Raw genomic sequence first — 11,743 nt, forward strand, 5'->3', positions numbered from 1 at the left:
TTCAGGAGTCGACGACGATGAGGTCGCATTGACCGCCACCGAAACCAGTCCCGTGCTCTACGAGGTGCGGAGCAGCGGCGTCGCCGTCGTGACGCTCAACCGGCCGGAACGGCTGAACGCCTGGGGTGGCGGATTGGCTGCGGCCTTCTACCGCCGCATGGACGCCGCCGAGGCCGATCCGGCGGTACGCGTCATCGTCGTGACCGGCAACGGGCGTGCCTTCTGCGCGGGCGCCGACATGGGCGACCTCGATACCATCAGTGGCGCAACCGAACCCGGCTCGAGCGACACCGACGTCACGGCGCTCGTCGGCGAGCGCCACCCGCACTTCGTCACCAAGCTGCGCAAGCCCGTGATCGCGGCGATCAACGGGGCCTGCGCAGGCATCGGGCTCACCCAGGCCCTCATGTGCGACATCCGCTTCGCAGCCGCCGGCGCGAAGTTCACGACGGCCTTCGCGCGTCGCGGCCTGATCGGCGAATACGGCATCTCGTGGATCCTGCCGCGCGTGGTGGGGTGGAGCGTCGCCCTCGATCTGCTGCTGAGTGGGCGCACGTTCCTGGCCGAGGAGGCCGCCGAACTCGGCCTCGTCAAGCAGGTGGTCGCGCCGGAGGACCTGCTGCCCACCGCACTGGCGTACGCCGAGGACATCGCCGTCCACTGCGCCCCCAGCGCGCTGGCCGTGATCAAGCGCCAGCTGTACGACGACGCATTGCGCGACGTGGAGACCACCAGCGACCGCGCCGAGACCCTGATGCACGAGTCGATGCAACGGCCCGACTTCATCGAGGGCATCACCGCCTTCTTCGAGAAGCGACAGCCCAGTTTCCCGCCGTACGAGGAGGACCCGACGTGAGCGAGCCCGCGCCCCTGGACTACCAGGCGATCGACGTCGACAACCACTACTACGAGCCCGTCGACTCGTTCACCCGGCACCTGCCCAAGGAGTTCAAGCGCCGCGGCGTGCAGATGCTCACCGAGGGCAAGCGGACCTTCGCGGTCATGGGCGGGGTGGTGAACCACTTCATCCCGAACCCCACGTTCGACCCGATCATCGAGCCCGGCTGCCTGGATCTGCTGTTCCGAGGCGAGATTCCCGACGGCGTCGACCCGGCGTCGCTGATGAAGGTCGACCGGCTCGCCGATCACCCCGAGTACCAGAACCGCGACGCCCGGGTGAAGATCCTCGACGAGCAGAACCTCGAGACGGTGTTCATGCTGCCCACGTTCGCCTGCGGTGCGGAGGAGGCGCTCAAGCACGACATCGAGGCGACGATGGCCTCGGTTCATGCCTTCAACCTGTGGCTAGACGAGGACTGGGGTTTCGACCGGCCCGACCACCGATTCCTCTCGGCGCCGATCATCTCACTGGCCGACCCGGACCAGGCGGTCGACGAAGTCGAGTTCGTGCTGGCGCGCGGCGCCAAGATCGTCTGCGTGCGACCGGCGCCCGTACCCGGTGTCGTCAAACCCCGTTCACTGGGCGATCCACTGCACGATCCGGTGTGGGCACGGTTGGCCGAAGCCGGTGTCCCGGTGGTCTTCCACCTGTCCGACAGCGGTTACCTCGCGATCGCGGCACTGTGGGGCGGCAAGGCGACGTTCGAGGGCTTCGGCAAGAAGGACCCGCTCGACCAGGTGCTCCTCGACGACCGTGCCATCCACGACTCGATGGCCTCGATGATCGTGCACCAGGTCTTTACCCGGCACCCCACGCTGAAGGTGGCGAGCATCGAGAACGGCTCGTACTTCGTGTACCGGCTCATCAAGCGGCTGAAGAAGGCGGCCAACACCGCGCCGTACCACTTCACCGAAGACCCGGTCGAGCAGTTGCGCAACAACGTCTGGATCGCGCCGTACTACGAGGACGACGTCAAGCTGCTCGCCGCCACCATCGGCGTGGACAAGATCCTGTTCGGCTCCGATTGGCCGCACGGTGAGGGGCTCGCCGACCCGATGACCTTCACCGCCGACATCCCGCAGTTCCCGGAATTCAGCGCCGAGGACACCCGGAAGGTCATGCGGGACAACGCACTCGAACTACTCGGAGCGAACGTGGCGGCCGCGTCCCGCTCATGAGCGAATGGACCATCGGCGCCGTCGTCGACGCCATCGCCGAGGTGGTGCCGGATCGGGTGATGACGATCTGCGGGGAACGCAGCAGCACCTTCGGCGACACCGCCGAACGCACGCGCCGGCTCGCGAACTTCCTGGCGGCCGGGGGATTCGGAGTGCATCGAGAACGCGACGAACTCCAGCAGTGGGAGTGCGGACAGGATCGCGTCGCGCTCATCATGCACAACGACCTGTACCCCGACGCGGTGATCGGGTGTCTGAAGGCGCGCGTCGTGCCGGTCAACGTGAACTACCACTACACCCCGCGCGAGGTCGCCGAACTCCTCGCGTACGTGAAGCCGCGCGCGGTGATGTACCACCGATCCCTCGGTGCCAAGTTCGCCGACGTACTGCCCTGCGAGAGCGCCGAACTGCTCGTTTCGATCGACGACGGCAGCGACGCGCCGATGCTCGCGGGCGCGATCACGCTCGACGATGCGCTCGTCGCCGGTGAGGTCGATCAACCGATCGCCACCTCGCCGGACGACCTCCTGATGATCTGCACCGGTGGCACCACCGGGCGCCCGAAGGGCGTGATGTGGCGCCAGGGCGACATCTACGTGTCGTCGATGAACGGGGCCGACCACGACGCGGTGGGCGAGATCCACCAGAAGGTCGCCCACGCCGGGCCACCGTGGTTCGCCGTGTCCCCGCTGATGCACGCCGCGGGACTGTGGACCGCGTTCTCGGCGGTGCTGTGCGGTCAGACCACGGTCCTGTCCGAGACCAAGCTCGGGTTCGACCCCCGCACGGTGCTTCGGACGGCGCAGCGCCACCGGGTCGGCCTCATGACCATGGTCGGCGATGCCTACGCAGCGCCCCTGGTCGAGGAACTGGGCCGCCGGACTTACGACTTGTCGGCCCTGTTCGCGATCGGTACGGGCGGCGCCGCTACCAACCCGAAACACCAAGCGGCACTGCTAGAGTACCTGCCGCAGATCACCATCATCAACGGGTACGGGTCGTCGGAGACCGGGAACATGGGGTTCGGCCGGAGTCAGCGCGGCGACCAGAAGGACACCTTCGAGCTTCGCGCAGGCGGGCTGGTGCTGTCGGAGGACTACACGCGATTTTTGCACCCCGGCGACGACGAGATCGGTTGGGTGGCACGAGGCGGCCGAATTCCGCTGGGCTACTTCAACGATCGCGACGCCACGGCCAAGACCTTCCCGACCGTGGCGGGGCAGCGCGTCGTCATCTCCGGGGATCGCGCCTCGATCGAGCCGGACGGCACGCTTCGGCTCTTCGGCAGGGACTCGCTCGTGGTCAACACCGGCGGCGAGAAGGTGTTCGTCGAGGAGGTCGAGGAAGTGCTGCGCGCATATCCTGGCGTTTTGGACGCCCTCGTCGTCGGCCGCGACAGTGAGCGGTGGGGGCAGGAGGTGGTGGCGCTCGTCGCGCTACGACCCGACTGTGCGCTGACGCGCGAGCTGCTGCACGCGCACTGCTGCGAACACCTCGCGCGGTTCAAGGCGCCCAAGGACGTCGTCTTCGTCGACGCGGTCAGACGGCTCGGCAACGGCAAGGCCGACTACCGCTGGGCCAAACTGGAAGCGGCTCGCGCATGACCCACCGCGCCATCGACTGCCTCGTCAACGTCCACTTCGGTGAGACGGCCAAGCAACCCGAGTTCATGCTCAAGGTGCGAGACGACTACTTCAAGGGCCCACAATCGCTCTACGACCAGGTCGAACTATCCCAGCTGCTCGACGAGATGGACGCGCACGGCGTCGTCAAGGCGATCCTGATGGACAACGTGGTCAAGCCCTCGGTCACGGCGAGGTCGTTCGTCGAGCAGCGACCGGACCGGTTCGCCCTCGCCGTGGGTGGGGTCAATCTGCTGCGGCCGGTTCCCGCGCTGCGCGATCTCGCGGCCATCGCGGCCGACCTACCGGTCGCCTACGCCGCTGTGGGCCCCAGCTTCTGGGGTGACGGCATGTACCCCCCGAGCGACGCGGTGTACTACCCGCTCTACGCCAAGTGCGCCGAGATCGGACTGCCGCTGTGCGTCAACACCGGCATGCCAGGGCCGCCCATCCCCGGTGAGGTGCAGAACCCGATCCACCTCGACCGGGTGTGCGTGCGGTTCCCGGAACTCAAGCTGTGCATGATCCACGGCGCGGACCCGTGGTGGGACGTCGCGATCCGGATGCTGATCAAGTACTCCAACCTGCGCCTGATGACGTCGGCGTGGTCGCCGAAGCGGTTGCCCGACTCGTTGCTGCACTTCATGCGCACCCGCGGCAAGGACAAGGTGATCTTCGCCTCCGATTGGCCGGTGCTGCGTCAAAGTCGCGTCGTGCCCGAGGCATTGGCCCTCGATCTGCCGCCCGACGTGCTCGACGGATATCTGTACGACAACGCCGAGAAGTTCTTCTTCGGCGCAGGAGAGGACCGGTAATCGGATGGACCGCTACGAACTCCGCCGCGAGGACTACAGCCTGTCGGAGGATCAGTCCGATCTCGTGGACGCCTATCGCAAGTTCTTCAAGGCGAACTGCTCGATCGACGCCGTTCGCGCCGCGGAGACCACGGGCTTCGACAAGAGCCTCTGGGAGCGCCTGTGCGCCACCGGCGCCACCACGATGGCGCTACCCGAGTCGGTGGGCGGCGACGGTGCCACGCTGGTCGACCTGACGCTGGTCGCCGAGGAACTCGGCCGGTCGCTGGCGCCGGTACCGTGGATCGACCAAGTCTGCGCGGCACGACTGCTGGCCCGCCTCGGCGCCTCCGATCCGGCGATCGTCAGTGGTGAACAGATCATCGGCTTCGACGCCCGCGAGGTGGATGCGCCCGGCCGACGGCTGATCCCATCGGGCGCGGTGGCCGATCACGTGATCGTGCGCGACGGTGACGACGTGGTCCGCCTGACGTTCGCGACGCGGCCCGGGCGGGTGGAGAACATCGCCCGGCTGCCGATGGCGTGGGTGGACCCCGCGGCGGCCGACACCCGCACCGTGCTGGCCAGCGGTTCCAGCGCGCTGGCCGATTACCAACTGGCCCTCGACGAATGGCGCCTGCTCACGGCCGCGGCGCTGGCCGGCCTGGTGGAGGAGGCGATGACCATCGCCGCCGAGTTCGCCAAGACGCGGTACACGCTCGGCGTTCCCATCGGGACGCTGCAGGCCATCTCGCACCCGCTGGCCAACATGGCGATCGTGGTCCAGGGCGGTCGGGCGCTGGCCCGTCGCGCGGCCTGGTACCTCGACAACGAACCCGGTGTGCGGCCGGAACTGGGCGCGTGCGCATTCGTGTTCATGTCCGAGGAGGCAGCGAAGGCGGCGACCATGGCCGTGCACGTTCAGGGTGGGCTCGGCGTGTCGGCCGAGGCCGCGGCCACCGCCTACCTGGTGCGCGCCAGGGGGTGGCCACTGGCAGGCGGAGATCCCGGTGCCACCGCGGTCCGCATCGCCCGCATCGTCGCCGAGCGCGAGAACGCCTTGGCCGCAACATCTGTCGAGCAGACACGATGAACTTCGAGCGGGTCGAACTATCCGCCGAGGATCAGGCCTTCCTCGACGACACCCGTGCGTTGCTGTCGACCCTCGTCACCGACGAGGTCCTGCGACGGGACCGCGAGACCGGCGACAACTTCGACGAGGGCGTGCATCTCGCGCTCGGCGCCGCGGGATACATCGCCAACGAGTGGAACTCCGAGGCCGACGGCGGCTTTCCGCGCGTGCGACGGCGACTGTGGGAGCAGGAGAAGCGACGTTTCCACGTGCCGTGGGTGACGTCGGGCACGACGTCGATGGTGGCGCGTTCGGTGCAGAAGTTCGGCAGTCCAGAGCTGCGCGACGAGGTGCTGCCCGGGGTCTTGAGCGGCCACGTCCGGCTGTGCCTCGGCTACACCGAACCCGAGGGCGGCTCCGACATCGCCACCTGCAAGACCCGCGCCGTCCGCGACGGTGAGCACTGGGTGGTCAACGGCGCCAAGATGTTCACCACTGGCGCGCACAACTGCCAGTACGTCTTCCTCATCACCAACACCGACCCCGAAGCGCCAAAGCATCAAAGCCTCACCATGTTCCTGGTCCCGCTCGACACGCCCGGCATCGAGATCCAGGGCATCCGCACCGTCGACGGCGACCGCACCAACATCGTGTACTACAGCGACGTGCGGGTCGACGACCGCTATCGGCTCGGCGAGGTCAACGGCGGCTGGACGGTGCTGCGCGAGCCGCTCAACGCCGAGCACGGCGCCGTGGACGCCAGTGCCGATGGGCTGCAGGACGTCTCGATCATGATGCACCAGGGCGGCTTCATGGTCAGCGCGTGCGACCGGGCGGCAGCCATCGTGGGGCGCCCCGGGCACGACGGACGCAGGCCGGTGGACGACGGGTCGGTAGCCTACCGACTCGGCCGCAGCGTCGCCCGCATGGAGGTGGCGATCAGCACTCCCAACATCTTCGGCCGGGTGGCACTGGCTCAGACCATGCGCGACGTGGCGCCGGACCTGATGGACGTCCTCGGCGAGGCGGCCGCCCTGCCGATCGACACCGACGGGGGGATCGACGACGGGGCCGCGGAGTACGTGTACCGATTCGCCCCGCTGGTCGGCATCTACGGCGGAACGCTGGAGGTGTTCCGAAACATGATCGCGCAGTACGTGCTCGGACTCGGCAAGCCCAGCTACTCGGTGGCGAAGACCTCGTGAGTCTGCGGGTCGTCCAGTGGACGACGGGCAACGTCGGCAAGCAGTCGGTGGAGGCGATCGCCGCTCATCCCGACCTCGACCTCGTCGGGTGCTACGCGTGGTCGCCCGACAAGGTCGGCAGCGACGTCGGAGTGCTGAGCGGCATCGAACCGTTGGGCGTCACCGCCACCGACGACGTCGATGCGTTGCTGGCGCTGAAACCGGACTGCGTCGTCTACAACCCAATGTGGATCGACGTCGACGAACTGGTCCGGATCCTGGAATCCGGCGTCAACGTCGTGACGACCGCGGCGTTCATCACCGGTCACTCGCTGGGCGATGGTCGGGGACGGATCGCCGAAGCGTGCGCGGACGGCGGCGCATCGATCTTCGGGTCGGGCATCAACCCGGGGTTCGTGGACCTGCTGGCCATCGTCGCCGCGGGTGGGTGCAACCGCGTCGACAAGGTCACCGTCATCGAGGAGGCCGACATCAGCGGCTACGACTCGCCCGCCACCGAGATACCGGTGGGGTTCTCGCACCCGATCGACCATCCCGATCTGCAGGCGATGACCGCCAAGGCGACCGACGTGTTCATCGACGCCGTCCACCTGCTCGGCGCCGCCTTCGGCGTCGAGTTCGACGAGGTGGTCTGCGAGGCCGAGTACGCGAAGACCACCGCCGACGTCGACCTGGGTTCGTGGTCCATCGCCGCGGGCTGCGTTGCGGGCATCGCCTTCAGCTGGCACGGCAAGGTGGCCGGCCGCAGCGTCGTCGAGCTGAAGTTCGTGTGGCGCAAGGGTCAGACGCTGGAACCGGACTGGCCCATCGACACCGGGCACCGCGTGGTGATCGACGGCTCTCCCAACGTGTCGATCAAGGTCGACATCACGCCGCCCGCCGACTTCACCGGCACCACGATGAACGACTTCATGAAGCTGCCGATGATCCTCACCGCGATGCCTGCGATCAACGCCATCCCGAAGGTGGTCGCCGCCGCACCCGGCATCGTCACCTACGCCGACGTCCTTCCACTGCCACGGGGACTGGTTCGGCTCTAGAGCGCGTCAGACTCTTGCGCGCAACGCCGCGTGGGCAGCAGCTCGGACCGCCCGGATGTCGTCGATGAGGACGGCCGCCCAGCCGGCTGGCCTCGGACATCCACGCCTGCTGGCATTCGCCGTCACCGGGTGCAGCGGCGCGGATGCTGGTCCTGCCGTGCCATGCGGCGCGGCACGGGTTCTCGCAGTGGTCGTCGTAGGGCGCGCTGAGCCGTTCGTCGAGTGCGTCGGTGCCCACCGACGTGATCCGTCGCCCGCTGCGCGTGAGCAGGATGAGACCGCATCCGCGCTCGTAGTCGGCTCCAGCCCCGGACAGTCCGACGGCACGTTCGGCGATGAGGCGCAGCGCCCCGTCGACGGTCGCCCGCGAGGCTTCCTCGGCCGACGGCAGAGCGATGGCCGGGTCGGCTGCCGGTGATCGATGCGATAGGGTCACTGGGCTGCTCCTTCGGGGCGGGTGGGCGGCGCGCTGACGCCACCGGTACCCCGAACGAGGTGAGGCAAACGGGTCAGGTCGTCAGCAGCGTGGCGCCCGCGGTACCCGGGGCGCCATAGAGCTGGGCGAAACCGACCCGCGGATCGCCGGGTACCTGACGCTCGCCCGCCTCGCCGCGGAGCTGGCGGACCAGCTCGTGGATCTGGCGCAGCCCGGAGGCGCCGATCGGCTCGCCGTTGGCGATCAGGCCGCCGTCGGTATTGACCGGCAGCGCCCCGCCGATTTCGGTGGCACCGTCGGCCAGCAGTCGCTCCTGGTCGCCGTCCTCGCAGAACCCGCACTCCGCCATGTGGATGATCTCGGCGCCGGCGTCGGTGTCCTGCAGTTGGACGACGTCGACGTCGCGAGGATCGATGCCGGCCTTCTCGAACGCCGCGCGGGCGGCGTGCACGGTGGGGGAGACGCCCTCGTCGACCGGTGCGCACGTGGTGTTCACCTCGTAGGCGCCGTAGGTGCGCGTCCGCACCTCGACCGCGCGCAGGTACACCGGCTGGTCGGTGTAGCGGTGCGCGATGTCGGCGCGGCACATCACCACCGCTGCGGCCCCCTCGTCCGGCGCGCAGAACATGTACTGGGTCAGCGGGTAGTTCAGCATCGTCGAGTTCAGGATATCGTCTTCGCCGATCGGATTGCGGCGGAACGCATTCGGGTTCAGTGCACCGTTGCGGAAGTTCTTGGCGGCCACCCTGGCCAGGGTGCGGTGCGAGATGCCGTGGTCGTGCAGGTAGCGGTTGGCCTTCATGCCGAAGAACTGCGTGGTGAGGTACTGGCCGTTCTCGGCGTACCAGCGCGGCATGCCGACCAGCGCGGGGTCCTCGGTGAACGCACCGCGGGGATGCTTGTCGAGGCCGACGGCGATGCCTATGTCGTAGTCGCCCAAACGTATTCCGTCGGCGCAGGCCTTGACGGAGCTGGCGGCCGTCGCGCACGCGTTGAAGACGTTGGTGAAGGGGATGCCCGTCAGGCCGACCATGCCGACGATGGCGTCGGGGTTGGCGACGGTCCAACTGCCGCCCGCCGCGCCGCCGACGTCACCCCACTCGACGCCAGCATCGGCGACGGCCGATCCGATGGCGTCGACGCACATGTCGAGGGCGCTCTTGCCATCGAAGCGTCCGAACGGGTGGATGCCGACGCCGATGATGGCCACGTCGTTGGTGAGCATGAACGTCCCCGCGCTGTCGAAAACCGGATTCAACTGTAACTCTTACAGTAATCTAGTTGCGATGGTCGAGTACAAGCCCACCTTCTGCCGGATCTGCGAGCCGCTGTGCGGCATGATCGCCACCGTCGAGGACGGTCGGCTCACGGCGCTGCGCCCGGACTCCGACCACCCGCTGTCGGCGGGTTTCGCCTGCCAGAAGGGCATCGCCTTCACCGAGGTGGTCAACGATCCCGACCGCGTGACGACCCCGCTGCGCCGTCGCGACGGTGGCTTCGAGCCGGTGAGCTGGGACGAGGCGCTCGGTGACATCGCGGCTCGGTGCGCCGACATCCACCGCAGGCACGGCTCCGGCGCATTCGCCTGGTACATGGGCAATCCCGCGGCGTTCAGCTACTCGCACCTGTTCGGCGTGATGGCCTTCATCAAGGGCATCGGTCGGCACAGTCACTACTTCACGTCGTCGACGCAGGACACCAGCAGCCGCCTGCTCGCGAGCCAATTCCTGTACGGCGCACCGATGTCGGTGCCGATCCCCGACCTGATGCGGACCGACCTGCTGGTGATGATGGGGGCCAATCCGGTCGTCTCGCACGGCAGCTTCCTCACCGCGCCGCGGATCAAGGACCGGATGCACGACGTCGTCGGCCGGGGCGGCCGGGTGGTGGTCGTCGATCCGCGGCGGTCCGAGACGGCGGCTCGATTCGAGTGGCTCGGCATCGTGCCGGACTCCGATGCCTACTTCCTGCTGTCGCTGCTGTCGGTGATGTTCGACGAGGGGCTCGTCGACCGGCCGGCCGTCGACGCCAAGGCCGACGGGCTCGAATGGCTCGCAGCTCAGTGCGAGCCGTTTCCGCCCGAGCGCACCGAGCGGTTCACCGGCATCGCACCCGGCACCGTCCGCGCACTCGCACACGACCTCGCCAGGACCCCACGCGCCGCCGTGTACGGCCGGCTCGGCACCTGCGTGGGACGGCAGGGAACGCTGACGTCGTATCTGATCGACGCGGTGAACCTGGTGGCAGGCAACCTCGATCGACCTGGCGGCAGTGTGTTCAGCACCCTCGGCATCCCCGGTCAACGGCTGGGGCTGGTGGCGATGGGCGCGTTCCTGCGCCGCTCCTACCGTCGCAAGCGCACCCGCGTCGGAGGCTTCCGCTCGGTGATCGCCTCGGAGCCTGCGGCCCTGATGGCGAAGGAGATGTCGACCCCTGGGAAGCGGCAGATCAAGGCGCTGTTCGTGAGTGCGGGCAATCCCGTGCTCTCGGTACCCAACGGTCTGGAACTCGAGGATGCGCTGGACGGCCTCGAGTTGGCCGTCGGCCTCGACTTCTACGTCACCGAGACCACCGCGCACTGCGACTACGTCCTGCCGGTGACCACGATGTACGAGCGCGACGACTTCGCGCTGACGTTCCAGCAGTTCCAGGCGACACCGTTCCGCCAGACCACCGAGGCCGTGGTCGACGCCCCGGGTGAGGCACGCACCGAGTGGGACGTCATCGACGACCTGACCGACCGCATCGGGGCTCGCACCCCGGTCTTCGCGGTACTCGCCGGGATGCGCAGGGCCCTGGGCATATTCGGACGCAGGCTGAACCCGCGCGTGATCGTCGACGGCATGATCCGGTTGTCCGACGGCGGCGACCGGTTCGGCATGCGCCCGGGCGGGTTGACGTTCGACCGGCTCTCCGCCGAGCACCCGCATGGCGTAGTCGTCGCACCCGGCATCCGCACCGGCGTGCTGCGCGAGGTCGTGACCTACCGGCACGGCCGAATTCGCCTCAGGCACGACGACATCGCCGGCGAGATCTCCGCGATGGTCCGGCGTGACCAGCCAGCGCGCTTCCCGATGCGGATGATCGGGATGCGGGAGCCGCGGTCGGAGAACTCGTGGATGCACAACGCGCCGCTGCTGATGCGCGGCGAGCGCGGACATCGCGGGCTCATGCACCTCGACGACGCAGCCGACCGCGGAATCCTCGACGGCGACGTGGTGGAGGTGTCCTCGGAACACGGCCGGATAGCGCTGCCGGTGGCACTCACCGCCGACATCGTGCGCGGCACGATCGCGATACCGCACGGCTGGGGACACCGGGGCACCGGCGGCTGGCGGATCGCCAACCGTGCGGGCGGGGCCAACGTCAACCAGCTGACGTCGAGCGACCCGCGTGACGTCGAGGCGCTGGCGGGCATGTCGTGGCTGACCGGTGTGCCGGTGCAGGTTCGGGCGTGAGCAGCGTCGAGATCGGGGAGCGTGCCGCTCGACGAGC

General features: G+C 68.4%; 10 protein-coding genes. 8 read left to right on the plus strand and 2 right to left on the minus strand.

Going from position 1 to position 11,743, the window contains the following annotated elements; genetic code table 11:
* Positions 1-28: 28 nt before the first annotated feature.
* The 7 genes from LOK44_RS24955 to LOK44_RS24985 are packed head-to-tail and all read left to right on the plus strand — an operon-like array spanning position 29 to position 7,812.
* The gene (locus LOK44_RS24955) at positions 29-856 is read left to right on the plus strand and encodes an enoyl-CoA hydratase (protein ID WP_237572770.1); all 828 of its coding nucleotides are present in this window, start codon (positions 29-31) and stop codon (positions 854-856) included.
* A complete protein-coding gene (locus LOK44_RS24960; RefSeq protein ID WP_237572771.1) occupies positions 853-2,079 on the plus strand; it encodes an amidohydrolase family protein in 1,227 nt (408 codons plus the stop codon). The genes LOK44_RS24955 and LOK44_RS24960 overlap by 4 nt, the downstream gene beginning before the upstream one ends.
* The gene (locus LOK44_RS24965) at positions 2,076-3,683 is read left to right on the plus strand and encodes an acyl-CoA synthetase (protein WP_237572772.1); all 1,608 of its coding nucleotides are present in this window, start codon (positions 2,076-2,078) and stop codon (positions 3,681-3,683) included. Before LOK44_RS24960 ends, LOK44_RS24965 begins: the two co-directional genes overlap by 4 nt.
* Positions 3,680-4,516, plus strand: a complete 837-nt coding sequence (locus LOK44_RS24970; RefSeq protein WP_237572773.1) for an amidohydrolase family protein — start codon at positions 3,680-3,682, stop codon at positions 4,514-4,516. Before LOK44_RS24965 ends, LOK44_RS24970 begins: the two co-directional genes overlap by 4 nt.
* A gap of 4 nt (positions 4,517-4,520) precedes the next feature.
* Positions 4,521-5,588, plus strand: coding sequence for an acyl-CoA dehydrogenase family protein (locus LOK44_RS24975; RefSeq protein ID WP_237572774.1), 1,068 nt, complete (start codon positions 4,521-4,523; stop codon positions 5,586-5,588).
* Entirely contained in the window at positions 5,585-6,772 is a 1,188-nt protein-coding gene (locus LOK44_RS24980; protein WP_237572775.1) for an acyl-CoA dehydrogenase family protein, read from the plus strand. Before LOK44_RS24975 ends, LOK44_RS24980 begins: the two co-directional genes overlap by 4 nt.
* Complete coding sequence (locus LOK44_RS24985) at positions 6,769-7,812, plus strand: NAD(P)H-dependent amine dehydrogenase family protein (RefSeq protein WP_237572776.1); 1,044 nt, start codon at positions 6,769-6,771, stop codon at positions 7,810-7,812. Before LOK44_RS24980 ends, LOK44_RS24985 begins: the two co-directional genes overlap by 4 nt.
* Here the strand turns inward: LOK44_RS24985 and LOK44_RS24990 are convergent.
* On the minus strand, positions 7,763-8,248 hold the full coding sequence (locus LOK44_RS24990; RefSeq protein ID WP_237572777.1) for a hypothetical protein: 486 nt from the start codon (positions 8,246-8,248) through the stop codon (positions 7,763-7,765). The genes LOK44_RS24985 and LOK44_RS24990 overlap by 50 nt on opposite strands.
* A 73-nt stretch (positions 8,249-8,321) precedes the next feature.
* On the minus strand, positions 8,322-9,473 hold the full coding sequence (locus tag LOK44_RS24995) for a thiolase family protein (RefSeq protein WP_237572813.1): 1,152 nt from the start codon (positions 9,471-9,473) through the stop codon (positions 8,322-8,324).
* A 61-nt stretch (positions 9,474-9,534) separates the two neighbouring features.
* Between LOK44_RS24995 and LOK44_RS25000 the strand changes: the two genes are divergently transcribed.
* Positions 9,535-11,706, plus strand: a complete 2,172-nt coding sequence (locus LOK44_RS25000; protein ID WP_237572778.1) for a molybdopterin-containing oxidoreductase family protein — start codon at positions 9,535-9,537, stop codon at positions 11,704-11,706.
* Positions 11,707-11,743: the final 37 nt, after the last annotated feature.

This window comes from Mycolicibacterium lacusdiani, from assembly GCF_021916785.1.
Taxonomy (GTDB): Bacteria; Actinomycetota; Actinomycetes; order Mycobacteriales; family Mycobacteriaceae; genus Mycobacterium; species Mycobacterium lacusdiani.